The organism is Acuticoccus mangrovi, assembly GCF_016411865.1.
Classification (GTDB): Bacteria; Pseudomonadota; Alphaproteobacteria; order Rhizobiales; family Amorphaceae; genus Acuticoccus; species Acuticoccus mangrovi.
In genome coordinates, this window is the sequence record NZ_JAEKJA010000001.1 from 198,886 (window position 1) to 224,996 (window position 26,111).

Below are 26,111 nucleotides of genomic sequence, written 5' to 3' on the forward strand. Positions count from 1 at the left end.
CAAACGCAGCGGCGGGCGGTGGAGAGGGAACGGCGAGGGCGGGCACCGCCCTGTCCTCACACGGCAGTGGCTTTCGTGTGGTCGCTGAGGTCAGGGGTCAGGGTTCGGGGTTCAGGGGGCCGGGACGGGTCGCGGGATCGGCACCGGCGCGGGGCGGCTCGGCGGGCCGACCACGCCGCGCGGCCCGCGCGAGATGATGAGCGTCGCGTCGACCAGCGCCCTCGCCGCCGAGAAGCCGCCGGTGTGGGCGAGGTAGCGGGGGCACCACTCGGGGTCGAACTTCTCCTTGAAGGCGCGCAGGCCGCGGAAATTATAGAGCTGGCTCCCGTGCCGGAAGATGCTGTCGCCGAGCCGGCTCCACGCCGGGGCGAGGCGGTGGGCGGTGAGCCCGGAGAGCGGCGCCATGCCGAGATTGAGCCGCTCGACGCCGGCCGCCTTCATCGCCCCGAGGAGGGAGAGGAAGAGATAGTCCATCGCCCCGTGTGGCAGGCCGGGCACGTGGCGCATCAGGTCGATGGCGGCGCTGCGACCGTCCGCGGTGCGCCACAGGCTGGCGAAGGCGACGGGCGCGCCGTCGAGCCGCAGTACGGCGTGGTCGAAGCGGGCGAGATAGGCGGCATCGAAGAAGCCGAGGGAGAAGCCCTTCTCCCGCCCCTTCTGGCGCTGGAGCCAGGTGTCGGACACGGCCTTGAGCGCGCCGAGCCGCTCGGGCACGTCGGCGGCGCAGAGTAGCTCGAAGCGCAGGCCCGCGCGCTCTGCCCGGGCGATGCGCTGGCGGTGGCGCGCCGCCCGCGAGCCCGCCAGCGAGAACGCGCCGAGATCGACCACCGCCTCCTCGCCGAGCTTTGCGAAGGAGAAGCCGGCATCGATATAGAGCGGCAGATATTGCGAGGAGACCTGGTAGAAGGCGGCGCGCCCGCCATGCCGGTCCGCGAGCTCCTTGAAGCGCCAGATGAGGTCCACCGTGGTGCGGGAGTCGGCGCCCACGGGATTGCCCATGGCGAGGAAGGTGGAGCCGTAGACGGCGTACATCACGAAGCCGTCGCCGAGGTCGGAGAAGAGGAAGTGCTTGTCGCCGAGGTGGGCGAGGTGGGCGGAGGGCTCCTCCGCCGCGGCGAGGGCGTGCGCGATGCGGCGGGCGTCGGGGGCGTCGGCGAGCGGGCGGCAGGGGCGATGGAGGGCGCGCCAGGCGGCCGCGAACGCGATCACCAGGACGGCGCCGGCAAGGATCGGTATCACGCGGGGGATCTCGCCGCGCGGCCCGATCTGCCACCACAGGAGCGGGCGGTCGCCGGGGCCGCCATAGACCATCAGCCCGGCGAGCACGCTGGCGGCGAGGGCGAGGGTCACCGCGCAGAGCCAGCGGCGCGACATCGCCGCGTCGGCGCTCCGGCGGTAGAACTCGCGGCGCGACACCACGAGGAGGGCGAGGATCAGGATGCAGAGGCCGGCGATCTCGCCGTCGATGCCGGTCAGGAGCGATAGCAGCGCGCTGCCCGAGAGGATCGCCACCGCGATTCGCCAGGAGGAGTGGAGGCGCCGCATCAGGCCGTAGCCGACGATGAGGAGGGCGGCGCCCGCAAGGCTCGCGACAAAGTGGGAGGCTTCCACCGAGGGGAGCGGCAGCACCCGGTCGAGGAGGGCGGCGCGGCCGGTGTCAGCGGGCATCGCGGCGGAGAGGAGGAGGATGAGGCCGGCGACGAACACCATCATCCCGGCGAGTCGCGGCAGGAGCGGGCGGATGGTGCGGGCGAGAGCCTCGCGCGCGGCGATGAGCTTCGGCGAGGGGGTGCCGATCTCGAGCGCGATGAAGGCCGCCCCGCCGAGGGCGAAGGGCAGCGCGTAGTAGACGGCGCGAAAGCAGATGAGGGCGCCGACGAGGGCGGCGCGGTGCTCCGGGGGAAAGGATAGGAGCATCACCGCCTCGAACGCGCCGAGCCCGCCCGGCGCGTGGCTCACGACCCCGGCGACCGTCGCCATGGTGAAGACGACGAGGAAGGCCGGGAAGGCGACGGCGACGCTCTCGGGCAGGAGGAGCCAGAGGGCGAGGGCGGCGAGCCCCGTCTGCGCGATGCCGAGGGCGAGCACGGCGAGGAGCGTCCCGGCGCCCGGCAGGCTGAGCTGCCAGTCGCCGACGGCCATCGTGCGGCGGGTGAGGCCGCAGCTTGCCACCCACCCGCCGAGGGCGAGGACGATGAGTGCGCCGGCGACCCGCCCGACGCGATCGTCGATGCCGAAGGTCGGGGCGAGCGCGTCCGGCGCGGCGAGGAGGCAGAGGCCGGCGAGCCCGGCGATGCCGAGCCAGAAGCTGACCGTGCCGAGGAGGGTGACGGCGAGGATCGCGGCGTTGGTGAGCCCGCGGGTCTTGTAGCGACGCAGCCGGACGGCGCCCCCCGTCAGGACGCCGAAGCCCAGGACGAAGGTGAAGCTGTAGGCGATGAGCGCGGTGATCGCCGCCGCCGCCGGTCGCACCGGCGCCTGCACCTGGCGCAGCGCCAGCCACTCGAAGCCGACGAGGGCGGCGTAGGAGCCGACGGTCGCCGCGATCGCGACGAGCACCCAGCGCGCTTCGGTCGCGGCGATGGCGGCCTCGATCTCCTGCCAGCGGATGTGGCGGAAGGTGTCGGCGAGGAGGGCGAGGATCGCGACGGCGACGGCCACCGCGAGGGCGACGCCGGCAGGGCCGCGCAGCAGGCGATAGGCCGAGCGCAGCCCCGCTTCCACCTTCTGGGAGGGGGCAGCAAGGTGGGCGCCGATCGCGGTCGCGGCGGCGCGCAAGGGGGTGAGGCGGTGGTCCATCGGCCGCATGATTGCGCCGCGCGACTGGCGCCACCCTTGTGCGGTGCCACACCGGACGGCCGCCGCCCCGCCGGAACCGACGAGCGGTCGCGTCAGCGGCACTACGGGCGAGGCGTCGGGACCGACGCGCGGAGGGGCACGGCGGGCTTGCAGGCGAGGGCGAAGCGTCTTATTGCAGTGGCACCGAAGGGGTGTAGCTCAGCTGGTAGAGCGGCGGTCTCCAAAACCGTAGGCCGGGGGTTCGAGTCCCTCCGCCCCTGCCAATCCCGCGGCAACAGCGATCCCCAGCCGATGGAACGTCGCGACGATCTTTCGTGATCGGAGGGGCTTGCATAAGCGATCGCGACTTGTTAGCTAGCACGCTTACGAGGTGCGCGGAGGGGGTCGCGCGCCTCGCCACTCAGACGATCAGTGGTGACAGGGCCTTGTGACGGTGTCGCAGGGCTTCACTGCGTCTGGGAGAAGTATAGGGGTCCTCGTGGCGATAAATCCGTTTCAATTCATCCAGGAAGTGCGGACCGAGACCGCGAAGGTGGTCTGGCCGACGCGGCGGGAGACGATCATCACCACGGTGATGGTGTTCATCATGTGCGCGTTCGCTTCGGTCTTCTTCTTCCTGGTCGACCGTATCCTGGGCTTCGGGCTCGGGCTGGTCCTCGGCTAGGGCGCCCGCTGCGGCCGCCCGCGACGGACCATCAAGGCAGATTCGAATGAAGAAACGCTGGTACATCGTCCACGCCTACACGAACTTCGAGAACAAGGTGCGCGATGCCATCCTGCAGGAGGCGGAGCTGCGCGGCCTGACCGACATGTTCGACGAGGTGCTGGTTCCCAAGGAGAAGGTGACCGAGGTGCGCCGCGGTCGCCGCGTGGACACGGAGCGCAACTACTACCCGGGCTACGTGCTCGTGAAGTGCGCGCTGACCGACGAGGTGTTCCACCTCATCAAGAACACGCCGAAGGTGACGGGGTTCCTGGGCGCGACCCAGCGTCCGCAGCCGATCCCCGACAAGGAGGCCGAACGGATCCTCCATCAGGTGACCGAAGGGGTGGAGCGGCCGCGGCCGACCGTCTCCTTCGAGGTGGGCGAGCAGGTGCGCGTGTCGGACGGCCCGTTCGCGAGCTTCAACGGCCTCGTGGAGGAGGTCGACGACGAGCGGGCGCGGGTGAAGGTGGCGGTGTCGATTTTCGGCCGGCCGACCAACGTCGAGCTCGAGTACGCGCAAGTGGAGAAGATGTAGGCGCCACGGCGTCGACAGGAACGGCGGAAGGCGACCCGGGCGGCCAACCCGGAGAGCCGCACCGCAAACGGGCAATTCGGCCCGAACTTGGCAGGGCTTCGGCCCGAGGAGAACTGAATGGCAAAGAAGATTGCCGGCTACATCAAGCTGCAGGTGCCGGCGGGCGTCGCGACTCCGTCGCCGCCGATCGGCCCGGCGCTCGGTCAGCGCGGTCTGAACATCGTGATGTTCACGAAGGAGTTCAACGCGAAGACCCAGGACCTGGAGAAGGGTGCTCCCTGTCCGACGATCATCACCTACTACACCGACAAGTCGTTCTCGTTCGAGATCAAGACGCCGCCGGTGACGCACTTCCTGAAGAAGGCCACGGGCCTGAAGTCCGGCTCCAAGGCGCCGGGCAAGGAGAAGGCCGGCACCGTCACGAAGGCGCAGGTGCAGGAGATCGCCGAGGCCAAGATGAAGGACCTCAACGCCGACACGGTCGAGCAGGCGATGAAGATGGTGGAGGGCTCCGCCCGCTCCATGGGTCTCGAGGTGGTCGAATAATGGGCAAGATCGCGAAGCGCATGAAGGCCGCCTACGAGGGCATCGACCGCAACAAGTCGTATGCGCTCGAGGAGGCGGTGAAGCTCATCAAGTCGCGCGCCTCGGCGAAGTTCGACGAGAGCGTCGAGATCGCCATCAACCTCGGCGTCGACCCGCGTCACGCCGACCAGATGGTGCGCGGCGTGTGCATCCTGCCCAACGGCACCGGCAAGGACGTGAAGGTGGCCGTGTTCGCCCGCGGCGACAAGGCCGAGGAGGCGAAGGCCGCCGGGGCCGACATCGTCGGCGCCGAGGATCTCGTCGCCGAGGTGCAGGCCGGCAACATCAACTTCGAGCGCTGCATCGCGACGCCCGACATGATGCCGCTGGTGGGCCGTCTCGGTAAGGTGCTCGGCCCCCGCGGCCTGATGCCGAACCCGAAGGTCGGCACGGTGACGCCGGACGTGGCACAGGCGGTGCGTGACGCCAAGGGCGGCGCGGTCGAGTTCCGCGTCGAGAAGGGCGGCATCGTCCACGGCGGCGTCGGCAAGGTGTCGTTCGAGGAGCAGAAGCTCGTCGAGAACATCCGCGCCTTCTGGGACGCGGTGAACCGGGCGAAGCCGACCGGCGCCAAGGGCACCTACATGAAGAAGGCCGCCATGAGCTCCACCATGGGCCCCGGCGTGAAGGTGGACCTGTCGACCGTTCCGGCGGCCTGACGGGATGGAGCAGCCGTCGCGCTGGCGTCGCATGGCCCTCGCGGCGGCGGTCGCCGTGGCGACGATGATCGTGATGCGCGTCGTGTTCGGTATCGGCGCCTGACGGAGGCCTCGGGTCTCCGCCGATCCGGGATGCGCGGGCCGAGTAGGGCCCGCGAGCCGTTTGGGATAGGCGGGCTGCGGCCCGACGACGATTTGAAATATGCGGGCCGTGGCCCGCGAAGAGCTTTGCCCGGCTGAGCCGGGTGAGGGTCGCCCCGACCGGCTTCGGCCTGACGGGGCAGCCTGTCCGAGACTGCAGGTGGGGGCCGACGGGTCCGCTTAATCGCCCTGCACAGACGGGGGTCGGAACGGGTGCACCGTTCGTCTCTCGGGACGGGTCTGAGCCGTCCGGTCTGCCTTGGGGCATGCCGGGCAAATTGAGCGGGCGGGGCGGCCATCGGCTTCCTCGTCCAAGTCTTGGAGAGAACGGTGGACAGAGCCGAAAAGCGCGAAATGGTGAGCTTCCTCGACGAGGTGTTCGCCAACTCCGGCTCCGTGGTCGTGACCCAGTATGCGGGTTTGACCGTCGCCGAGATGACCGATCTCCGCCGCCAGATGAAAGGCGCCGGGGCCACCTTCAAGGTCATCAAGAACAGGCTCGCCAAGATTGCGCTCGACAACGTCGACCGAAGCGTGGCGGCGCCCATGTTCACCGGTCCCGTGGGCATTGCCTACGGGATGGATCCGGTGGCGGCGCCGAAGGTGCTGACGGAGTACGTCAAGAAGAACGAGAAGCTGATCATCGTGGGCGGCCTTCTGGGCACCACGGCGATGGACGCGAAGGGTGTCGAGGCTCTGGCCAAGATGCCGTCCATCGAAGAGATGCGCTCCAAGCTTCTGGGCTGCATGCTCCAGCCGGCATCGAACCTCGCGCGTGTGCTGAACCAGCCGGGTGAGAAGCTCGCCCGTCAGCTCAACGCGCCGGGCCAGAACCTTCTCGGCGTGCTTCAGGCGCAAAAGGCGAAACTGGAAGCGGCGGCCTGACGGCCATTCGAACCGACAACCTGAACGGAACACTTAAATGAGCAACCTCGACAACCTATATGACGAACTGTCCAAGCTGACGGTTCTGGAAGTCTCCGAGCTCGTGAAGAAGCTCGAAGAGGGCTGGGGCGTGTCCGCGGCCGCTGCGGCGCCGGCCATGATGATGGCGGCTCCGGGCGCCGGCGGCGGTGCCGAAGCTGCGGCTCCGGCCGAAGAGAAGACCGAGTTCGACGTCGTCCTCGACGCCGCTGGTGACAAGAAGATCAACGTCATCAAGGAAGTTCGCGCCATCACCGGTCTCGGCCTGAAGGAGGCCAAGGACCTCGTGGAAGGCGCCCCGAAGACGGTGAAGGAAGCCGCGTCGAAGGACGAGGCCGAGAAGATCAAGACGCAGCTCGAAGAGGCTGGCGCGAAGGTCTCCCTGAAGTAAGGGACGCCTGTGAGCCGGACGCTCTGGCTCTTCCGCGGCGGCCTCGTCGTCGCCGCAGCATGAACCGCCGGCGCTCCCCTTTGGGTGAGCGCCGGCCTTTCGCGTCGATAGGGGCAGCGGCGCGGGTGGTGGCCCGGAGGCCACGCAGAAAGGGCACACAGCACATATGACGCAGGCGTTCAGCGGTCGAAAGCAAGTTCGGAAATTCTTCGGTTCGATCCGTGAGGTCACGGAGATGCCGAACCTGATCGAGGTGCAGAAGGCGTCCTACGATCAGTTCCTGATGGTCGACAAGCCGGAAGGCGGGCGTGGCGACGAGGGTCTGGAAGGCGTGTTCCGGTCCGTCTTCCCCATCTCCGACTTCGCCGGCACGGCGATGCTCGAGTTCGTCGACTACGAGTTCGAGGCGCCGAAGTTCGACGTCGACGAGTGCCGCCAGCGCGACATCACCTTCGCCGCTCCGTTGAAGGTGAAGCTGCGCCTCGTCGTGTTCGACGTCGACGAGGACACGGGCGCCAAGAGCCCGAAGGAATTCAAAGAGCAGGACGTGTACATGGGCGACATGCCGCTCATGACCGAGAACGGCACGTTCATCATCAACGGGACCGAGCGCGTGATCGTGTCCCAGATGCACCGTTCGCCGGGCGTCTTCTTCGACCACGACAAGGGCAAGACCCACTCCTCGGGCAAGCTGCTCTTCGCCGGTCGCATCATCCCCTATCGCGGCTCCTGGCTCGACATCGAGTTCGACGCCAAGGACATCGTGCACGCGCGCATCGACCGCCGCCGCAAGATCCCCGTGACCAGCCTGATGATGGCGCTGGGGTTCTCGCCGGAAGAGATCCTGCACACCTTCTACGACCGCGTCACGTACACCCGTGACGGCGACGGCTGGCGCATGCCTTTCGACGGCGACCGGATGAAGGGTCTGAAGGCGGTCTCCGACTTCATCGACGCCGACACCGGCGAGCTCGTGGTGGAGGAGGGGCGCAAGATCACCGCGCGCACCATCCGCCAGCTCATCGACAAGGGCGTGAAGGCGCTGCGCGTCACCGACGACGAGCTCTACGGCCGCTATCTCGGCGACGACGTCGTCAACATGGCGACGGGCGAGATCTACGCCGAGGCCGGCGACGAGCTCGACGAGAAGAAGCTGAACGCCCTTCTCGACACCGGTCTCGACGAGGTCACCGTCCTCGACATCGACCACGTGACGAAGGGCGCCTATATCCGCAACACCCTCGCTGCGGACAAGAATGAGACGCGCGAGCAGGCTCTCTTCGACATCTACCGCGTCATGCGCCCGGGCGAGCCGCCCACGATCGAGACCGCCGAGGCGATGTTCGAGTCGCTGTTCTTCGATCCGGAGCGCTACGACCTCTCCGCCGTCGGGCGCGTGAAGATGAACATGCGCCTCGACCTCGATGCCCCCGACACGCAGCGCACGCTGCGCAAGGAGGACATCATGGCCGTCATCAAGACGCTGATCGACCTCAGGGACGGCAAGGGCGAGATCGACGACATCGACAACCTCGGCAACCGCCGCGTCCGCTCGGTCGGCGAGCTGATGGAGAACCAGTACCGTCTGGGTCTCCTGCGGATGGAGCGCGCCATCAAGGAGCGCATGTCGTCTGTCGAGATCGACACGGTGATGCCGCAGGACCTCATCAACGCCAAGCCGGCGGCGGCGGCGGTGCGCGAGTTCTTCGGCTCCTCGCAGCTCTCCCAGTTCATGGACCAGACCAACCCGCTCTCCGAGGTGACGCACAAGCGTCGTCTCTCGGCGCTCGGCCCGGGCGGTCTCACCCGTGAGCGCGCCGGTTTCGAGGTGCGTGACGTGCACCCGACGCACTACGGCCGCATCTGCCCCATCGAGACGCCGGAAGGCCCGAATATCGGCCTCATCAACTCGCTCGCCACCTTCGCGCGGGTGAACAAGTACGGCTTCATCGAGGCGCCCTACCGCAAGGTGGTGAACGGCCACGTCACGGACGACGTCGTCTATCTGTCGGCGATGGAGGAATCCAAGCACGCCGTCGCCCAGGCGAACGCCGAGCTGACCGCCGACGGCGCCTTCGCCGAGGAGCTCACGATCGCCCGCCACCAGGGCGACGTGTCGATGATGCCATCGGAGCGCGTCGACTTGATGGACGTGTCGCCGAAGCAGCTCGTGTCGGTCGCCGCGGCGCTGATCCCGTTCCTCGAGAACGACGACGCCAACCGCGCGCTGATGGGCTCGAACATGCAGCGGCAGGCCGTGCCCTTGGTGCGCGCCGAGGCGCCGTTCGTCGGCACCGGCATGGAGGCGACCGTCGCCCGCGATTCCGGCGCCGCCATCGCCGCCCGCCGCACCGGCGTGGTGGACCAGGTGGACGCGACCCGCATCGTCATCCGCGCGACGGAAGATCTCGACCCCACCAAGTCGGGCGTCGACATCTACCAGCTGATGAAGTTCCAGCGCTCGAACCAGAACACCACCGTGAACCAGCGCCCGCTGGTGACGGTCGGCGAGACGGTGAAGAAGGGCGACATCATCGCCGACGGCCCCTCGACCGAGCTCGGCGACCTCGCCCTCGGCCGCAACGTGCTCGTCGCGTTCATGCCCTGGAACGGCTACAACTTCGAGGACTCGATCCTCCTCTCCGAGCGCATCGTGCGTGACGACGTGTTCACCTCGATCCACATCGAGGAGTTCGAGGTCGCCGCTCGCGACACCAAGCTCGGGCCGGAGGAGATCACCCGCGACATCCCGAACGTGTCGGAAGAGGCGCTCAGGAACCTCGACGAGGCGGGCATCGCCTATATCGGCGCGGAAGTGCAGGCGGGCGACATCCTCGTCGGCAAGATCACGCCGAAGGGCGAATCGCCGATGACGCCGGAGGAAAAGCTCCTGCGCGCGATCTTCGGCGAGAAGGCGTCGGACGTGCGCGACACCTCGCTGCGCGTGCCGCCGGGGGTGACGGGCACCATCGTCGAGGTGCGCGTCTTCAACCGCCACGGCATCGAGAAGGACGAGCGCGCTCAGGCGATCGAGCGCGAAGAGATCGAGCGTCTCGCCAAGGACCGCGACGACGAGCAGGCGATCCTCGACCGCAACGTCTATGCCCGCCTGCGCGAGCTGCTCGAAGGCCAGACGGCCGTCTCCGGCCCCAAGGGCTTCCGCAAGGATTCGGTGATCGACGCCGAGGCGCTCGACAACACGCCCCGGTCGCAGTGGTGGATGTTCGCCCTCACCGACGAGCAGCTGCAGGCCGACATCGAAGCGATGCGCGTGCAGTACGACGATGCCCGCAAGCGCTTCGAGGAGCGCTTCATGGACAAGGTCGAGAAGCTGCAGCGCGGCGACGAGCTGCCGCCGGGCGTGATGAAGATGGTCAAGGTCTTCGTCGCGGTGAAGCGCAAGATCCAGCCGGGCGACAAGATGGCCGGCCGTCACGGCAACAAGGGCGTGGTGTCGAAGATCGTTCCGGTCGAGGACATGCCGTTCCTGGAAGACGGCACCCACGTCGACATCGTCTTGAACCCGCTGGGCGTGCCTTCGCGCATGAACGTGGGGCAGATCCTCGAGACCCACCTCGGGTGGGCCTGCGCGGGGCTCGGTCGCAAGATCGGCGAGATGGTGCGCCTTGCCAAGGAGTCCGGCTCGACCGATCAGCTCCGGACCACGATGCTCGACATCTACGACGGCGGCACCTCCGAGCCGATCGCCGAGTATGACGACGACTCGGTGATCAAGCTCGGCGAGCAGCTGACGAAGGGCGTGCCGATCGCGACGCCGGTGTTCGACGGTGCCCGCGAGCCGGACATCGTGGAGCTCCTGGAGAAGGCGGGTCTCGACCGGTCCGGCCAGTCGATCCTGTTCGACGGGCGCACCGGTGAGCAGTTCGACCGCCCGGTGACGGTGGGCTACATCTACATGCTGAAGCTGCACCATCTGGTGGACGACAAGATCCACGCCCGCTCCATCGGCCCGTACTCGCTCGTGACCCAGCAGCCGCTGGGTGGCAAGGCGCAGTTCGGCGGTCAGCGCTTCGGCGAGATGGAGGTGTGGGCGCTCGAAGCCTACGGCGCCGCCTACACGCTGCAGGAGATGCTGACGGTGAAGTCCGACGACGTCGCCGGCCGCACCAAGGTCTACGAATCCATCGTGCGTGGCGACGACACGTTCGAGGCGGGCATTCCGGAGAGCTTCAACGTTCTCGTGAAGGAAATCCGCTCGCTCGGCCTCAACGTGGAGCTGACGGACGTGGAGCGCGACATGGTCATCAACAACGACATCGACGCGCGCAAGCTCTACGCCGCCGAGTAGGCGCCTGACGCTCACAGCGGGCAGCGCACGCCGCTGCCCGTCCCGTTTTTCGCCGCGCCCCGCCGCCCACGGGCTGCGCGGACATGAAAGGAGAGCCGCCTTGAATCAGGAAGTCATGAACCTGTTCAACACGCAGGCGCCCACGGAAACGTTCGACCGCATCCGGATCTCCATCGCGAGCCCGGAAAAGATCCGTTCCTGGTCGTTCGGCGAGATCAAGAAGCCCGAGACGATCAACTACCGCACGTTCAAGCCGGAGCGGGACGGGCTGTTCTGCGCCCGCATCTTCGGGCCGATCAAGGACTACGAGTGCTTGTGCGGCAAGTACAAGCGGATGAAGTTCAAGGGCGTCATCTGCGAGAAGTGCGGCGTGGAGGTGACCCTGTCGCGCGTGCGCCGCGAGCGGATGGGCCACATCGAGCTCGCCGCCCCGGTCGCGCACATCTGGTTCCTGAAGTCGCTGCCCTCGCGCATCGGCCTTCTGCTCGACATGACGCTGAAGGACCTCGAACGCGTCCTCTACTTCGAGTCCTACATCGTCACCGAGCCGGGCATGGTGACGTCGCTCAAGAAGGGCCAGCTCCTGTCGGAGGACGAGTATCTCGACCTGCAGGACGAGTACGGCGAGAGCTTCACCGCGATGATCGGCGCGGAGGCGATCCGCGAGCTTCTCCTCCAGCTCGACCTCGAGCGCGAGCGTGAGCAGCTGAGGAAGGAGATCGCCGAATCGACCTCCGAGCTGAAGCCGAAGAAGCTCGCCAAGCGGCTGAAGATCGTCGACGGGTTCCTGGAGTCCGGCAACCGCCCCGAGTGGATGGTGATGACGGTCATCCCGGTGATCCCGCCCGACCTGCGCCCGCTGGTGCCGCTCGACGGCGGCCGCTTCGCGACGTCGGACCTCAACGATCTCTATCGCCGCGTCATCAACCGCAACAACCGCCTGAAGCGGCTGATCGAGCTGCGCGCGCCGGACATCATCATCCGCAACGAAAAGCGGATGCTGCAGGAATCCGTCGATGCGCTGTTCGACAACGGTCGTCGCGGCCGCGTCATCACGGGCGCCAACAAGCGCCCGCTGAAGTCGCTGTCGGACATGCTGAAGGGTAAGCAGGGCCGCTTCCGCCAGAACCTTCTCGGCAAGCGCGTCGACTATTCGGGCCGTTCGGTGATCGTGGTGGGTCCGGAGCTGAAGCTCCACCAGTGCGGTCTGCCGAAGAAGATGGCGCTCGAGCTCTTCAAGCCGTTCATCTACTCGCGTCTCGACGCCAAGGGCTATTCGTCCACCGTCAAGCAGGCGAAGAAGCTCGTCGAAAAGGAGAAGCCGGAAGTCTGGGACATCCTCGACGAGGTGATCCGCGAGCATCCGGTGCTTCTCAACCGCGCGCCGACACTCCACCGCCTCGGCATTCAGGCGTTCGAGCCCAAGCTCATCGAAGGCAAGGCGATCCAGCTTCACCCGCTGGTCTGCACCGCCTTCAACGCCGACTTCGACGGCGACCAGATGGCCGTGCACGTCCCGCTGAGCCTCGAGGCTCAGCTCGAGGCGCGCGTCCTGATGATGTCGACGAACAACATCCTTCACCCGGCGAACGGCCAGCCGATCATCGTGCCGTCGCAGGACATCGTGCTCGGCCTCTACTATCTCTCGATCATGGGGGAGAACGAGCCGGGCGAGGGGATGACGTTCGGCTCGATGGCCGAGCTGCAGCACGCCCTCGACGCGAAGGTGGTGACCGTCCACTCCAAGGTGAAGGTCCGCTACAAGACCGTCGACGAGGACGGCAACCCGATCACCGAGATCCACGAGACCACCCCTGGTCGCGCGCTGATCGGCGATCTCCTGCCGCGCTCGCCCAAGGTGCCGTTCGACATCTGCAACCAGCTGATGACGAAGAAGAACATCTCCAAGATGATCGATGCGGTGTACCGCAACACCGGTCAGAAGGAGACGGTGATCTTCTGCGACCGCGTCATGTCGCTGGGCTTCACCAACGCCTTCAAGGCGGGCATCTCCTTCGGCAAGGACGACATGGTCATCCCCGAAGAGAAGTATAAGGTCGTCGAAGAGACGGCCGAGCTCGCCAAGGAATACGAGCAGCAGTACAACGAAGGCCTGATCACCCAGGGCGAGAAGTACAACAAGGTCATCGACGCCTGGGCGAAGTGCACCGACCGCGTCGCGGCGGCCATGATGGAGAAGATCTCTGCCGTGGAGACCGACCCGGAGACGGGGCGGACCAAGCAGATGAACTCGGTCTACATGATGAGCCACTCCGGGGCGCGCGGTTCGCCGACCCAGATGCGGCAGCTCGCGGCGATGCGCGGCCTGATGGCGAAACCCTCGGGCGAGATCATCGAGACGCCGATCACGTCGAACTTCAAGGAAGGCCTCACCGTGCTGGAGTACTTCAACTCCACCCACGGTGCGCGTAAGGGCCTCGCCGACACCGCGCTCAAGACGGCGAACTCGGGCTACCTCACCCGCCGCCTCGTGGACGTGGCGCAGGACTCGATCATCAACGAGCGGGACTGCGGCTCGACGCGCGGCATCACGATGGAGCCCATCGTCGATGCCGGGCAGGTGATCGCGACGCTCGGCAGCCGCGTCCTCGGCCGCACCGCGGCGGAAGACGTGGTGAACCCGTCGACCGGCGAGGTGATCGCCAAGGCCGGCACGCTGCTCGACGAGAAGGATGTCGACGCCATCGAGACGGCGCGCATCCAGTCGCTGAAGATCCGCTCGGTGCTGACCTGCGAGACGCGCAACGGCGTCTGCGCGGCGTGCTACGGGCGCGACCTCGCCCGCGGCACGCCCGTCAACATGGGCGAGGCGGTCGGCGTCATCGCGGCGCAGTCGATCGGCGAGCCGGGCACCCAGCTCACCATGCGCACCTTCCACGTCGGCGGCACGGCGCAGGTGGTGGACTCCTCGTTCATCGAGTCCTCTTTCGAGGGCAAGATCGAGGTCAAGAACCGCAACCTGGTGCGCGACTCCGAGGGCAACCTCATGGTCATGGGTCGCAACGTGCAGGTGGCGGTGATCGACACCGACGGCACCGAGCGGGCAAGCTACAAGCTCACCTACGGCGCCAAGCTCCACGTCGACGAAGGCGACATGATCAAGCGCGGCCAGCGCATCGCCGAGTGGGATCCCTACACCCGCCCGATCCTCACCGAGGTGGAAGGCACGGTGGACTTCGAGGATCTCGTCGACGGCATCTCGGTGTCGGAGGCGGCGGACGAGGCGACGGGCATCACCAAGCGCGTCGTCACCGACTGGCGCACCCACACCCGCGGCTCCTCGCTGCGCCCGGCGGTGGTGGTGAAGGACGTCGATGGCACCATCATCAAGCTGCCGCGCGGCGGCGAGGCGCGCTACCTCCTGTCTGTCGACACCGTGCTTTCGGTCGACACCGGCAACAAGGTGCATGCCGGTGACGTGTTGGCGCGTATCCCGCTCGAGAGCGCCAAGACGCGCGACATCACGGGTGGTCTGCCGCGCGTCGCCGAGCTCTTCGAGGCGCGTCGTCCGAAGGACAACGCGATCATCGCGGAGATGGACGGCACGGTGCGGTTCGGCAAGGACTTCAAGAACAAGCGTCGGATCATCATCGAGCCGCCGGCCGACTCCGGCCTCGAGCCGATCGAGTACATGGTCCCGAAGGGCAAGCATATTCACCTTCAGGACGGCGACCCGATCGAGAAGGGCGACTACATCCTCGACGGCAACCCGGCGCCGCACGACATCCTGGCGATCCACGGCGTCGAGGCGCTCGCCGCCTACCTCGTCAACGAGATCCAGGGCGTCTACCGGCTGCAGGGCGTGGGCATCAACGACAAGCACATCGAGGTGATCGTCCGGCAGATGCTGCAGAAGGTGGAGATCTCCGATCCGGGCGATTCCGACCTTCTCGTCAACGAGCAGGTGGACCGTCAGGAGCTCGACGAGCTCAACGACGACCTGATCGCCGACGGCAAGAAGCCGGCGTCGGGCCAGCCGGTGCTTCTCGGCATCACCAAGGCGTCGCTGCAGACGCGCTCGTTCATCTCCGCCGCCTCCTTCCAGGAGACGACGCGGGTACTGACCGAGGCGGCGGTCTCCGGCAAGGCCGACCAGCTCGAGGGGCTGAAGGAGAACGTGATCGTCGGCCGCCTCATCCCGGCGGGTACCGGCGGCATGATCAACCGCATCCGCGAGGTCGCGGCCAAGCGCGACGACCTCATCGAGGAGGCCGAGCGTCAGGCTCAGCAGGCCGGCGAGGGCGCGGCGATGATCGCCGACATGCGTGCGCCGGAAGGGATGCCGGGCGAATAGGCCGGCACGCCGAAGACGACAAAAGGCCCCGCGGAGCGATCCGCGGGGCTTTTTTGTTGTGCGGACAGGTCGCGGCCGTCCGCGGCGGGTTTCAGCTCAGCCGAACGCGTAGGCGTCCATCTGCAGGATGCCGTGGCTGTGGCTCGAGTGGACGCGCTCCGTCGTCGCGCCGGCCCCCGCCGCGCCAAGCGCGACGAAGAGGGGGAGAAGGTGCTCCGGCGTCGGGTGGTTCTCCGGCCCGTAGGGTGCCTTCGTTCGCCACGCGACGAGATCGTCGAGCGCGCCGGCGCTGATCGTCTCGTGCACCCACGCGCCGAACGCCTTGACCCACTCGGGCGCCGGACTGTCCGGCCGATAGCCGCCGCGGAAGAACTCCATGAGGTTGTGGGTGAGGGAGCCCGAGCCGACGACGAGAACGCCCTCTTCGGTGAGTGGGGCGAGGGCGGCGCCCATCGCGACGTGGGTCGCGGCGTCGGATCCCGGATCGACCGACATCGTCACCACCGGAATGTCCGCCGCCGGCCACAGCAGCGAGAGCGGCACCCAGGTTCCGTGATCGAAGCCGCGCTCGACGAGGCGGGGCGCGAAGCCGGCCTCGGCGAGGCGTTCGGCGCAGTCGCGGGCAAGGGCGGGATCGCCCGGGGCGGAGTAGGTGATCTCGTAGAGCTCCGGCTCGAAGCCGCGGAAATCATAGATCATCCGCGGCGCGCTCGCGGCGCTGACGACCGGGCCGGGCGCCTCGAAGTGAGCGGAAGCGACGACAATCGCCTTCGGCCGGGGGAGCGCCTCGGCGTAGCGCGCCAGAAAGTCGCGAGCGGCGGAGTTGTGGAGCACCAGGTTGGGAGCTCCGTGGGAGACGAAGAGACTGCGCATGATGGTGCCTTAGGCGTGAGGCGACGGCGATCCGGAGCGAATCGCGTCACAGCGGGGGACGGCGGGACGCGGCGAGGGCGGCCGCGGCGTCGAGGAGGCGGAACGCTCGGCCGTGCACATCGCGACCGCTCTCGGGCACATCTGCCATGCGGCGGGCGATGGAGTGGGCGGCGTGGCCGGGCCGATGGTGGACCGGCGCGCGGCGACGGATCGCCCGCTGCGACGGGGGGCACGGCGAACGCCGAGAAAATCTGACGATTCCACCACGAGTCCTCTTTATTCGGCGCGTGCGTCGATCCACATGGACTGATATGTACGGGTGGTCCTGGTCGGGGCAACCGGGCGAAGCGGGCCGCACGATGCCGTTGGCGCAAGTCAACTTCGGCATTCGCGCAATCGAAACGTGGCGCGAGGCTTGACGCTCGGCGGCCAACCCTCTATGTGAGCCCAACCGAATGACAGGCCGTCGTCGCGGTCCTTGTGGCATGCGCGCGAAACGCTGTCCGGTACCCCGTTTCGAGTGCGGGCCGGCCAACTCCGTGTCCGCTCAGGTTCGTGCGCTGGCTCGGCTTCTTGATGTCGAAGTCGTGGCGGCGCCTTTGTCCGTTTGGCAAGGGTTGCCAATTGATTTGCGGCGGAAGCCGCGTTGGGAAGGTTTGATGCCGACGATCAACCAGTTGATCCGCAAGCCGCGTGTCGCGCCGGTGAAGCGCAACAAGGTCCCGGCGATGGAGGCGAACCCGCAGAAGCGGGGTGTGTGCACGCGCGTCTACACGACGACGCCGAAGAAGCCGAACTCCGCGCTGCGTAAGGTGGCCAAGGTCCGCCTGACGAACGGCTATGAGGTGATCGGCTACATCCCGGGTGAGGGTCACAACCTTCAGGAGCACTCCGTGGTGATGATCCGCGGCGGCCGCGTGAAGGACCTTCCGGGCGTGCGCTACCACATTCTGCGTGGCGTTCTCGACACGCAGGGCGTCAAGAACCGCAAGCAGCGCCGCTCGAAGTACGGCGCGAAGCGGCCGAAATAGTCATGAAGCTGACCGCGCTCACCGTTCTCCTCGCCGTCGCGGGGGCCGCCACCGGCGCGCATGCGGCGGAATATGTCGCCGTCGCGGGCGACAAGGCGACGGGCACGTTCGGCTTCGTGTCGGGCGCGCCCTCGAAGCAGGACGCGGAAGAGGCGGCGACCGCGGAGTGCGCCAAGGACAGCGACAACTGCGAGGGCATCGCCGTGTTCGACCACGGCTGCGTCTCCCTCGCGCGGTCGGCGGACGACAAGACTTATGGGCTCTATCTGTCGAAGAGCCGTGCGGGCGCCCAGCAGGGGGCCGTCAAGGAATGCAGCGAATCGGGCGGCAGCGGGTGCAACGTGCACGACACTTACTGCGCTCCCACAGATCTGGATATGTAACGAATGAGCCGTCGTCACAGCGCTGAGAAGCGGGAAGTTCTGCCGGACCCCAAGTTCGGCGATGTCATTTTGTCGAAGTTCATGAATGCCATCATGTATGACGGCAAGAAGTCGGCTGCCGAGAAGATCGTCTACGGCGCCCTCGATATCTGCCAGTCGAAGTCCCGCACCGATCCGGTCCAGCTGTTCCACGATGCGCTGTCCAACGTGTCGCCGCAGGTGGAGGTTCGCTCCCGCCGCGTCGGCGGTGCCACCTATCAGGTGCCCGTCGAGGTGCGTCCGGAGCGCCGCCAGGCGCTCGCGATCCGCTGGCTGATCGCGGCCGCCCGCAAGCGCAACGAGAAGACCATGATCGACCGCCTCTCCGGCGAGCTGATGGACGCGGCCAACAACCGCGGCACCGCCGTGAAGAAGCGCGAAGACACCCACAAGATGGCCGAGGCGAACCGCGCCTTCTCGCACTACCGCTGGTAGTCACCCCGAATTTCCGAGAGCATCATGTCCCGCACGCACAAAATCGAAGACTATCGTAACTTCGGCATCATGGCGCACATTGATGCCGGGAAGACGACCACGACCGAGCGCATCCTGTTCTACACGGGCCGCAGCCACAAAATCGGCGAAGTGCACGATGGCGCGGCGACGATGGACTGGATGGAGCAGGAGCAAGAGCGGGGCATCACGATTACCTCCGCCGCGACCACCTGCTTCTGGCAGGACAAGCGGCTCAACATCATCGACACCCCGGGCCACGTGGACTTCACCATCGAGGTGGAGCGTTCGCTGCGCGTGCTCGACGGCGCCATCGCGCTGCTCGACGCCAACGCCGGCGTGGAGCCGCAGACCGAGACCGTTTGGCGTCAGGCCGACAAATACTCGGTGCCGCGGATGATCTTCGTCAACAAGATGGACAAGACCGGCGCGGACTTCTTCCGCTGCCTCGAGATGATCAAGGAGCGCCTCGGCGCCAACCCGATCGTTCTCCAGCTCCCCATCGGTGCCGAGACCGACTTCAAGGGCGTGGTCGACCTCGTGAAGATGAAGGGGATCATCTGGCACGACGAGTCGCTGGGCGCGAAGTTCGACTATGTCGACATCCCGGCCGACCTCGTGGACCAGGCGCAGGAGTATCGCGAGAAGCTCGTCGAGAGCGCGGTTGAGCTCGACGAGGCGGCGATGGAAGCCTACCTCGAGGGCAACGAGCCCGACGAGGCGACCCTCAAGGCGCTCATCCGCAAGGGCACCATCGACAACAGTTTCGTGCCGATCCTCACCGGCTCGGCCTTCAAGAACAAGGGCGTGCAGCCGCTGCTCGACGCCGTCGTCGACTACCTGCCGTCTCCGGTGGACGTGGAGTCGATCCGCGGCATCGACGCCAAGACCGAAGAGCCGGTGAAGCGCCGCTCGTCGGACGAGGCGGCGCTCGCGATGCTCGCCTTCAAGGTGATGAACGACCCGTTCGTGGGCACGCTCACCTTCTGCCGCATCTACTCGGGCGTGCTCGAGCAGGGTGGCACGCTGATGAACACGGTGAAGGAGAAGCGTGAGCGCGTCGGCCGCATGCTGCAGATGCACTCGAACTCGCGCGAAGAGATCAAGATCGCCTATGCCGGCGACATCGTGGCGCTCGCCGGTCTCAAGGAGACCACCACGGGCGACACGCTGTGCGATCCGAACTCGCCGGTGATCCTGGAGCGGATGGAGTTCCCGGATCCGGTCATCGACATCGCGATCGAGCCGAAGACCAAGTCGGACCAGGAAAAGATGGGCCTCGCCCTCAACCGCCTGGCGGCCGAAGACCCGTCCTTCCGGGTGAAGTCGGACCCCGAATCGGGTCAGACCATCATCTCGGGCATGGGCGAGCTTCACCTCGACATTCTGGTCGACCGCATGAAGCGCGAGTTCAAGGTCGAGGCGAACATCGGTCAGCCGCAGGTGGCGTATCGCGAGACGATCACGTCCTCGGCCGAGATCGACTACACCCACAAGAAGCAGTCGGGTGGGTCGGGTCAGTTCGCCCGCGTGAAGCTCGTGATCGAGCCGAACGAGGCGGGGGCCGGCTTCGAGTTCGCTTCCGAGATCGTCGGCGGCTCGGTGCCGAAGGAATACATCCCGGGCGTCGAGAAGGGCATCCAGTCCGTTCTCACCTCCGGACCGATTGCCGGGTTCCCGATGGTCGACATCAAGGCGCGCCTCATCGACGGCGCCTACCACGACGTCGACTCCTCGGTGCTCGCCTTCGAAATCGCGGGCCGCGCGGCGTTCCGCGAGGGCTGTCAGAAGGCGAAGCCCAAGCTCCTCGAGCCGATCATGAAGGTCGAGGTGGTGACGCCGGACGAGTTTGCCGGCACCGTGATGGGTGACATCAACTCCCGTCGCGGCCAGATCCAGGGTACGGAGACCCGCGGCATCGCTTCGGTGGTGAACGCCTTCGTGCCGCTCGCCAACATGTTTGGCTATGTGTCGAACCTGCGCTCGATGACCCAGGGTCGTGCGCAGTACACGATGCAGTTCGATCACTACGAACAAGTTCCGCAGGCTGTTGCGGAAGAAGTTCAGGCCAAGTACGCCTGACCCAGCGCCGTCCGAATCGGGCGGTATTCCCCAAAAAATCTAGCGCCAGCGCCAGACCTAAGAGGATAGTGGAGATCGCCAATGGCGAAGGAGAAGTTTAACCGCAGCAAGCCGCACCTGAACATCGGTACCATCGGTCACGTCGACCATGGTAAGACGTCGCTGACGGCGGCGATCACGAAGGTGTTGGCGGAAACGGGTGGCGCGACGTTCAAGGCGTACGACCAGATCGATGCGGCGCCGGAAGAGAAGGCGCGCGGCATTACGATCTCCACGGCTCACGTGGAGTACGAGACCGAGAACCGCCACTACGCCCACGTCGACTGCCCGGGCCACGCCGACTATGTGAAGAACATGATCACCGGCGCGGCGCAGATGGACGGCGCGATCCTGGTGGTGTCGGCCGCCGACGGCCCGATGCCGCAGACCCGCGAGCACATCCTGCTCGCCCGTCAGGTCGGCGTGCCGGCGATCGTGGTGTTCCTCAACAAGGTGGACCAGGTCGACGACGAGGAGCTCCTGGAGCTCGTCGAGCTCGAGGTGCGTGAGCTCCTCAGCTCGTACGAGTTCCCGGGCGACGACATCCCCATCGTGAAGGGGTCGGCGCTGGCCGCGCTCGAGGATTCCGATCCGAAGATCGGCCACGACGCGATCCTGGAGCTGATGAAGGAAGTCGACGCGTACATTCCGGAGCCGGAGCGTCCGATCGACGGCGCCTTCCTGATGCCGATCGAAGACGTGTTCTCGATCTCCGGTCGCGGCACCGTGGTGACCGGCCGCGTCGAGCGCGGCATCGTCAAGGTGGGCGAGGAAGTCGAGATCGTCGGCATCAAGGACACCGCCAAGACCACCGTCACGGGCGTGGAGATGTTCCGCAAGCTGCTCGATCAGGGCCAGGCGGGCGACAACATCGGCGCGCTGCTGCGCGGTATCGGCCGCGACGACGTGGAGCGTGGCCAGGTGCTCTGCAAGCCGGGCTCGGTGACGCCGCACACGAAGTTCAAGGCGTCGGCCTACATCCTGACCAAGGAAGAGGGCGGTCGTCACACCCCGTTCTTCACCAACTACCGTCCGCAGTTCTACTTCCGCACGACCGACGTGACGGGTGTGGTGACGCTGCCGGAAGGCACCGAGATGGTGATGCCGGGCGACAACGTCGAGATCAACGTCGAGCTGATCCAGCCGATCGCCATGGAGGAGCAGCTCCGCTTCGCCATTCGCGAAGGTGGTCGCACGGTGGGCGCGGGCGTCGTCGCCTCGATCATCGAGTAAGCTCGAGCGCTGCAAAGGAGGGGCGCGGCTTCTGGCCGCGCCCCTTTCTATCGGATGTCATCTTTTTGACATTCGGGCCGAGAAATCGCTGGCAATTGGCGTGGGCATTGATTAAGTTCCGCGCCGCTCCTCTTGATGGAGCGTCAGCCACTGAGTGTGATTCATAGGTCTGTCGGTTCCCAAGAGGGGGACCGGGCAGGCGGTGTCGTCCGTTGCGGCGGGTGCAAGAAGAGCGTGATGAACCAGAATATTCGCATACGTCTGAAAGCGTTCGATCATCGTGTGCTCGACTCCTCCACCAGGGAGATCGTGCAGACGGCGCGGCGCACGGGTGCGCAGGTCCGCGGCCCCGTGCCGCTGCCGACCCGCATCGAACGCTACACCGTGAACCGTTCGCCGCACATCGATAAGAAGAGCCGCGAGCAGTTCGAGATCCGGACGCACAAGCGTCTGTTGGACATTGTCGATCCGACGCCCCAGACGGTGGACGCGCTGATGAAGCTCGACCTCGCGGCCGGCGTCGATGTGGAGATCAAGCTCTAGGCTTGACCGACCACGTGAATGACGCCCCGGGACGGGGCGTTCCGAGTTTTGATGAGGCCTGAGGGCAGAAGGGTAGAGCGATGCGTTCGGCGATCATCGCAAAGAAGATCGGGATGACCCGCATCTATAACGATGCGGGCGAGCACGTGCCCGTGACGGTGCTGGCGCTGGATGGCTGCCAGGTCGTGGCGCAGCGCACGACCGAGCGTGACGGCTACGTGGCGCTCCAGCTTGGCGCCGGCCGCGCCAAGGCCAAGAACACGACGAAGGCCATGCGCGGCCACTTCGCGAAGGCGAACGTGGAGCCGAAGCGGACGCTGGCGGAGTGCCGCGTGTCCGAGGACGCGATGATCGAGGTGGGCGCGGAGTTGACCGCCGACCACTTCATGCCGGGCCAGTTCGTGGACGTGACCGGCACCTCCATCGGCAAGGGCTTCGCCGGTGCCATGAAGCGGCACAATTTCGGTGGTCTGCGCGCCTCGCACGGCGTGTCGATCTCGCACCGCTCGCACGGCTCCACCGGCCAGTGCCAGGACCCCGGCAAGGTGTTCAAGGGCAAGAAGATGGCCGGTCATCTCGGCTCCGAGCGGGTGACCACGCAGAACCTCACGGTGGCGAAGATCGACGTCGAGCGCGGTCTGCTCCTCGTGAAGGGCTCGGTGCCGGGCTCCAAGGGCGGCTGGATCATGGTGCGCGACGCGGTGAAGCGCGCGCTGCCTGAGGGCGTGGCGATGCCGGGTGCGTTTCGCCTGCCGACCGACGAGGCGGCCGAGGACGAGACCGTGACGGCCGCCGAGGTGACTGCTGCCGAGGCAGCCGCCGCCGAAGAGACGGCTGCGCCCGCCGAGGTCACCGAGACCCCCGCGGCGGATGACGATGCGAACAAGGGTGACGCGTGATGGACATTCAGGTCAAAACGCTCGCCGGTGAGGACGCGGGCACGATCAGTCTGCCCGACGCGACGTTTGGTTTGGAGCCTCGCGCGGACATTCTCCACCGCGTGGTGCGCTGGCAGCTGGCACGCCGCCAGGCCGGTACCCACAAGTCCATGACGCGCGGCGAGATCAACGCCACCGGCAAGAAGATGTACCGCCAGAAGGGGACGGGCCGCGCCCGCCATTCCGACAAGAAGGCGCCGCAGTTCCGCGGCGGCTCGAAGGCGCACGGCCCGAAGGTCCGTGACCACGCCCACGAGCTGCCGAAGAAGGTGCGCGCGCTCGGCCTGAAGCTCGCCCTGTCGGCGAAGGCGAAGGGCGCCGACCTGATCGTGCTCGACAGCGCCACCGTCGGCGAGGCCAAGACCAAGGCCCTGGTGTCCCAGTTCAAGGCGCTCGGCCTTGCGAACGCGCTGATCATCGATGGCAGCGTCGAGGCGAACTTCGCCAAGGCGGCGCGCAACATTCCGCTCATCGACGTGCTGCCGGTCACCGGGCTCAACGTCTACGACATCATGCGGCGCGAGAAGCTGGTGCTGACGCGCGCGGCCGTCGAAGGCATCGAGGCACGCTTCTCCGGCGTGAAGGCCGAGGCGGCCGAGGCCGAAGGGGAGGCCAACTGATGGCCATCGCGCTCAACCACTACGACGTCATCGTGTCGCCGGTGATCACCGAGAAGTCGACCGAGGCGTCCGAGAACAACCAGATCGTCTTCCGCGTGGCGAAGACGGCCACCAAGCCCGAGATCAAGGCCGCCGTCGAGGCGCTCTTCTCGGTCAAGGTCAAGGCCGTCAACACGCTGGTGCGCAAGGGCAAGGTGAAGCGCTTCCGCGGCGTCAAGGGACGCCAGTCGGACGTGAAGCACGCTGTCGTGACGCTCCTCGACGGTCAGCACATCGACGTGACGACGGGGCTCTGATCCAATGGCATTGAAAGCGTACAAGCCGACGTCGCCGGGTCAGCGTCAGCTCATCATCGTGAAGCGCGACGGGCTCCACAAGGGTGCCCCCGTCAAGCAGCTCACCGAGGGTCTGACGAAGTCCGGCGGTCGCAACAACGTGGGTCGCAAGACGAGCCGCCATCGTGGTGGCGGGCACAAGCGCACCTACCGCATCATCGACTTCAAGCGGCGCAAGTTCGACGTGCCGGGCACGGTCGAGCGTCTCGAGTATGACCCCAACCGCACGGCCTTCATCGCCCTCATCAAGTATGAGGACGACGAGCTCGCCTACATCCTCGCCCCGCAGCGTCTCGCCGTCGGCGACACGGTGATTTCGGGCGAGAAGGTGGACGTGAAGCCGGGCAACGCGATGCCGCTGTCGTCGATCCCCGTCGGTACCATCATCCACAATGTGGAGATGAAGCCGATGAAGGGTGGCCAGATCGCCCGCTCGGCCGGCACCTACGCGCAGCTCGTCGGCCGCGACCAGGGCTATGCGATCCTGCGTCTCCAGTCGGGCGAGCAGCGTCGCGTTCCGGGCGCGTGCCTTGCGACCTGCGGTGCGGTGTCGAACCCCGACAACTCGAACACCAACATGTCGAAGGCGGGTCGCTCGCGCTGGCTCGGCCGTCGCCCGCAGACCCGCGGTGTCGCGATGAACCCGTTCGACCATCCGCACGGCGGTGGTGAGGGTCGCACCTCGGGCGGCCGCCACCCGGTCACCCCGTGGGGCCAGCCGACCAAGGGCAAGCGCACCCGCTCCAACAAGTCGACGGACAAGTTCATCGTCCGCTCGCGGCACGCACGGAAGAAGTAAATGACTCGCTCAGTCTGGAAAGGTCCGTTCGTCGACGGATACCTCCTGAAGAAGGCGGAAAAGGTCCGCGAGAGCGGTCGCAACGAGGTCATCAAGATCTGGTCGCGGCGTTCGACCATCCTGCCCCACTTCGTGGGTCTGACGTTCGGCGTCTACAACGGTCAGAAGCATGTGCCGGTCATGGTGACCGAAGACATGGTGGGCCACAAGTTCGGCGAATTCTCGCCGACCCGCACCTACTACGGCCACGGCGCCGACAAGAAGGCGAAGAGGAAGTAATGGGTAAGGCAAAGCGCCCCCGCGCCCTCGCCGACACCGAGGCACGCGCGGTCAACAAGATGATTCGTGTCAGCCCGCAGAAGCTGAACCTCGTGGCGGCCATGATCCGTGGCAAGCCCGTGGCGAAGGCGCTCGCGGAGCTCGAATTCTCGCGCAAGCGCATCTCGGTCGACGTCAAGAAGACGCTCGAGTCGGCGATCGCCAACGCGGAGAACAACCACGACCTCGACGTCGACGCGCTGGTCGTGAAGGAAGCCTATGTGGGCAAGGCGCTCGTGATGAAGCGCTTTCGGCCCCGCGGTCGCGGTCGTGTGGGCGGCATCCAGAAGCCGTTCTCGCACCTCACGATCGTCGTTCGCGAAGTTGAGGAGGCCGCCTGATGGGTCAGAAAGTTTCGCCGATCGGGCTCCGGCTCGGCATCAACCGCACCTGGGATTCGCGCTGGTACGCCGAGGGCGGCGAGTACGGCAAGCTGCTGCACGAGGATCTCGCGATCCGCGCGATGCTCATGAAGGAGCTGAAGCAGGCCGCCGTTTCCAAGATCGTGATCGAGCGCCCGCACAAGAAGTGCCGTGTGACGATCCATTCGGCGCGTCCGGGGGTTGTGATCGGCAAGAAGGGCGCCGATATCGACCGTCTGCGCAAGGCGGTGTCGGCGATGACCGACTCCGAGGTGCACATCAACATCGTCGAGGTGCGCAAGCCCGAGGTCGACGCCACGCTGGTGGCGGCGTCCATCGCGCAGCAGCTCGAGCGCCGCATCGCGTTCCGCCGCGCCATGAAGCGCGCGGTGCAGACGGCGATGCGCATGGGCGCCGGCGGCATCCGCATCAACTGCGGCGGCCGGCTCGGCGGTGCGGAAATCGCACGCACGGAGTGGTATCGCGAAGGTCGCGTGCCGCTCCACACGCTGCGCGCCGACATCGATTACGGCACCGCCGTCGCTGAGACCGCCTACGGGACCTGCGGCGTCAAGGTGTGGATCTTCAAGGGCGAGATCCTGGAGCACGACCCGATGGCGTCCGAGCGGCGCGCCACCGAGGCGTCGAACCAGGGTTCGTCGGGCCGCCGTCGCGGCGACGATCGCTAAGGGAGCGGAG

Annotated in this window: 23 protein-coding genes and 1 tRNA gene; 22 read left to right on the forward strand and 2 right to left on the reverse strand. The window is 66.8% G+C overall.

The genetic code is table 11. The features are described 5' to 3' along the window. Positions 1-111: 111 nt before the first annotated feature. Positions 112-2,808, reverse strand: a complete 2,697-nt coding sequence (mprF, locus tag JCR33_RS00900) for a bifunctional lysylphosphatidylglycerol flippase/synthetase MprF (RefSeq protein WP_198880121.1) — start codon at positions 2,806-2,808, stop codon at positions 112-114. Between the two features lie 178 nt (positions 2,809-2,986). Here mprF and JCR33_RS00905 point away from each other — a divergent pair. The 9 genes from JCR33_RS00905 to rpoC all read left to right on the forward strand — a co-directional run bounded on the left by JCR33_RS00905 (position 2,987) and on the right by rpoC (position 15,364). Beyond that, a tRNA-Trp gene (locus JCR33_RS00905) sits at positions 2,987-3,062 on the forward strand. A gap of 215 nt (positions 3,063-3,277) precedes the next feature. Further along, entirely contained in the window at positions 3,278-3,463 is a 186-nt protein-coding gene (gene secE / locus JCR33_RS00910) for a preprotein translocase subunit SecE (protein WP_198880122.1), read from the forward strand. A 46-nt stretch (positions 3,464-3,509) separates the two neighbouring features. Beyond that, the gene (nusG, locus tag JCR33_RS00915) at positions 3,510-4,040 is read left to right on the forward strand and encodes a transcription termination/antitermination protein NusG (RefSeq protein WP_198880123.1); all 531 of its coding nucleotides are present in this window, start codon (positions 3,510-3,512) and stop codon (positions 4,038-4,040) included. Positions 4,041-4,157: 117 nt separating this feature from the next. Beyond that, a complete protein-coding gene (gene rplK, locus JCR33_RS00920) occupies positions 4,158-4,586 on the forward strand; it encodes a 50S ribosomal protein L11 (RefSeq protein ID WP_198880124.1) in 429 nt (142 codons plus the stop codon). Continuing rightward, positions 4,586-5,284 carry a 50S ribosomal protein L1 gene (gene rplA / locus JCR33_RS00925; protein ID WP_198880125.1) on the forward strand — a complete coding sequence of 233 codons (699 nt, stop codon included), beginning with the start codon at positions 4,586-4,588 and terminating at the stop codon, positions 5,282-5,284. Before rplK ends, rplA begins: the two co-directional genes overlap by 1 nt. Positions 5,285-5,755: 471 nt before the next feature. Then, positions 5,756-6,310: a 50S ribosomal protein L10 gene (rplJ, locus tag JCR33_RS00930; protein ID WP_198880126.1), complete on the forward strand. Its 555-nt coding sequence runs from the start codon at positions 5,756-5,758 to the stop codon at positions 6,308-6,310. 37 nt (positions 6,311-6,347) lie between these two features. Beyond that, positions 6,348-6,740, forward strand: a complete 393-nt coding sequence (rplL, locus tag JCR33_RS00935) for a 50S ribosomal protein L7/L12 (protein ID WP_198880127.1) — start codon at positions 6,348-6,350, stop codon at positions 6,738-6,740. A 166-nt stretch (positions 6,741-6,906) separates the two neighbouring features. After that, a complete protein-coding gene (gene rpoB / locus JCR33_RS00940; RefSeq protein ID WP_198880128.1) occupies positions 6,907-11,049 on the forward strand; it encodes a DNA-directed RNA polymerase subunit beta in 4,143 nt (1,380 codons plus the stop codon). Positions 11,050-11,149: 100 nt separating this feature from the next. Further along, a complete protein-coding gene (rpoC, locus tag JCR33_RS00945; protein WP_198880129.1) occupies positions 11,150-15,364 on the forward strand; it encodes a DNA-directed RNA polymerase subunit beta' in 4,215 nt (1,404 codons plus the stop codon). A gap of 96 nt (positions 15,365-15,460) precedes the next feature. Here the strand turns inward: rpoC and JCR33_RS00950 are convergent, their stop codons facing one another. Next, on the reverse strand, positions 15,461-16,237 hold the full coding sequence (locus tag JCR33_RS00950; RefSeq protein WP_211109990.1) for a DODA-type extradiol aromatic ring-opening family dioxygenase: 777 nt from the start codon (positions 16,235-16,237) through the stop codon (positions 15,461-15,463). Between the two features lie 659 nt (positions 16,238-16,896). On the opposite strand from JCR33_RS00950, the gene rpsL reads away from it, so the two are divergent. The 13 genes from rpsL (at position 16,897) to rpsC (ending at position 26,101) form a co-directional block, all read left to right on the forward strand. Continuing rightward, positions 16,897-17,268, forward strand: coding sequence for a 30S ribosomal protein S12 (gene rpsL / locus JCR33_RS00955; protein ID WP_075219909.1), 372 nt, complete (start codon positions 16,897-16,899; stop codon positions 17,266-17,268). Between the two features lie 2 nt (positions 17,269-17,270). Beyond that, complete coding sequence (locus JCR33_RS00960; protein WP_198880130.1) at positions 17,271-17,651, forward strand: DUF4189 domain-containing protein; 381 nt, start codon at positions 17,271-17,273, stop codon at positions 17,649-17,651. A gap of 3 nt (positions 17,652-17,654) precedes the next feature. Further along, positions 17,655-18,125: a 30S ribosomal protein S7 gene (rpsG, locus tag JCR33_RS00965; RefSeq protein WP_198880131.1), complete on the forward strand. Its 471-nt coding sequence runs from the start codon at positions 17,655-17,657 to the stop codon at positions 18,123-18,125. Between the two features lie 24 nt (positions 18,126-18,149). Continuing rightward, positions 18,150-20,225: an elongation factor G gene (gene fusA / locus JCR33_RS00970; RefSeq protein WP_198880132.1), complete on the forward strand. Its 2,076-nt coding sequence runs from the start codon at positions 18,150-18,152 to the stop codon at positions 20,223-20,225. An 81-nt stretch (positions 20,226-20,306) separates the two neighbouring features. After that, complete coding sequence (tuf, locus tag JCR33_RS00975) at positions 20,307-21,497, forward strand: elongation factor Tu (protein WP_198880133.1); 1,191 nt, start codon at positions 20,307-20,309, stop codon at positions 21,495-21,497. Positions 21,498-21,731: 234 nt separating this feature from the next. Continuing rightward, entirely contained in the window at positions 21,732-22,040 is a 309-nt protein-coding gene (gene rpsJ, locus JCR33_RS00980; protein WP_198880134.1) for a 30S ribosomal protein S10, read from the forward strand. 80 nt (positions 22,041-22,120) lie between these two features. Next, positions 22,121-22,939 carry a 50S ribosomal protein L3 gene (gene rplC / locus JCR33_RS00985; RefSeq protein WP_198880135.1) on the forward strand — a complete coding sequence of 273 codons (819 nt, stop codon included), beginning with the start codon at positions 22,121-22,123 and terminating at the stop codon, positions 22,937-22,939. Then, entirely contained in the window at positions 22,939-23,598 is a 660-nt protein-coding gene (gene rplD, locus JCR33_RS00990) for a 50S ribosomal protein L4 (RefSeq protein WP_198880543.1), read from the forward strand. Before rplC ends, rplD begins: the two co-directional genes overlap by 1 nt. Continuing rightward, positions 23,598-23,894: a 50S ribosomal protein L23 gene (locus JCR33_RS00995; RefSeq protein WP_198880136.1), complete on the forward strand. Its 297-nt coding sequence runs from the start codon at positions 23,598-23,600 to the stop codon at positions 23,892-23,894. Before rplD ends, JCR33_RS00995 begins: the two co-directional genes overlap by 1 nt. Before the next feature lie 4 nt (positions 23,895-23,898). Then, positions 23,899-24,732, forward strand: a complete 834-nt coding sequence (gene rplB / locus JCR33_RS01000; RefSeq protein WP_198880137.1) for a 50S ribosomal protein L2 — start codon at positions 23,899-23,901, stop codon at positions 24,730-24,732. Next, complete coding sequence (gene rpsS, locus JCR33_RS01005; RefSeq protein ID WP_198880138.1) at positions 24,733-25,011, forward strand: 30S ribosomal protein S19; 279 nt, start codon at positions 24,733-24,735, stop codon at positions 25,009-25,011. Then, entirely contained in the window at positions 25,011-25,391 is a 381-nt protein-coding gene (gene rplV, locus JCR33_RS01010; RefSeq protein WP_198880139.1) for a 50S ribosomal protein L22, read from the forward strand. Before rpsS ends, rplV begins: the two co-directional genes overlap by 1 nt. After that, the gene (gene rpsC, locus JCR33_RS01015) at positions 25,391-26,101 is read left to right on the forward strand and encodes a 30S ribosomal protein S3 (RefSeq protein WP_198880140.1); all 711 of its coding nucleotides are present in this window, start codon (positions 25,391-25,393) and stop codon (positions 26,099-26,101) included. Before rplV ends, rpsC begins: the two co-directional genes overlap by 1 nt. Positions 26,102-26,111: the final 10 nt, after the last annotated feature.

Coding starts and splice junctions, on each gene's coding strand:
- mprF (WP_198880121.1), bottom strand. CDS start 2,808: ATGCGGCCGATGGACCACCGCCTCACCCCCTTGCGCGCCGCCGCGACC.
- nusG (WP_198880123.1), top strand. CDS start 3,510: ATGAAGAAACGCTGGTACATCGTCCACGCCTACACGAACTTCGAGAAC.
- rplK (WP_198880124.1), top strand. CDS start 4,158: ATGGCAAAGAAGATTGCCGGCTACATCAAGCTGCAGGTGCCGGCGGGC.
- rplA (WP_198880125.1), top strand. CDS start 4,586: ATGGGCAAGATCGCGAAGCGCATGAAGGCCGCCTACGAGGGCATCGAC.
- rplL (WP_198880127.1), top strand. CDS start 6,348: ATGAGCAACCTCGACAACCTATATGACGAACTGTCCAAGCTGACGGTT.
- rpoB (WP_198880128.1), top strand. CDS start 6,907: ATGACGCAGGCGTTCAGCGGTCGAAAGCAAGTTCGGAAATTCTTCGGT.
- JCR33_RS00950 (WP_211109990.1), bottom strand. CDS start 16,237: ATGCGCAGTCTCTTCGTCTCCCACGGAGCTCCCAACCTGGTGCTCCAC.
- rpsL (WP_075219909.1), top strand. CDS start 16,897: ATGCCGACGATCAACCAGTTGATCCGCAAGCCGCGTGTCGCGCCGGTG.
- JCR33_RS00960 (WP_198880130.1), top strand. CDS start 17,271: ATGAAGCTGACCGCGCTCACCGTTCTCCTCGCCGTCGCGGGGGCCGCC.
- rpsG (WP_198880131.1), top strand. CDS start 17,655: ATGAGCCGTCGTCACAGCGCTGAGAAGCGGGAAGTTCTGCCGGACCCC.
- fusA (WP_198880132.1), top strand. CDS start 18,150: ATGTCCCGCACGCACAAAATCGAAGACTATCGTAACTTCGGCATCATG.
- tuf (WP_198880133.1), top strand. CDS start 20,307: ATGGCGAAGGAGAAGTTTAACCGCAGCAAGCCGCACCTGAACATCGGT.
- rplC (WP_198880135.1), top strand. CDS start 22,121: ATGCGTTCGGCGATCATCGCAAAGAAGATCGGGATGACCCGCATCTAT.
- rplD (WP_198880543.1), top strand. CDS start 22,939: ATGGACATTCAGGTCAAAACGCTCGCCGGTGAGGACGCGGGCACGATC.
- JCR33_RS00995 (WP_198880136.1), top strand. CDS start 23,598: ATGGCCATCGCGCTCAACCACTACGACGTCATCGTGTCGCCGGTGATC.
- rplB (WP_198880137.1), top strand. CDS start 23,899: ATGGCATTGAAAGCGTACAAGCCGACGTCGCCGGGTCAGCGTCAGCTC.
- rpsS (WP_198880138.1), top strand. CDS start 24,733: ATGACTCGCTCAGTCTGGAAAGGTCCGTTCGTCGACGGATACCTCCTG.
- rplV (WP_198880139.1), top strand. CDS start 25,011: ATGGGTAAGGCAAAGCGCCCCCGCGCCCTCGCCGACACCGAGGCACGC.
- rpsC (WP_198880140.1), top strand. CDS start 25,391: ATGGGTCAGAAAGTTTCGCCGATCGGGCTCCGGCTCGGCATCAACCGC.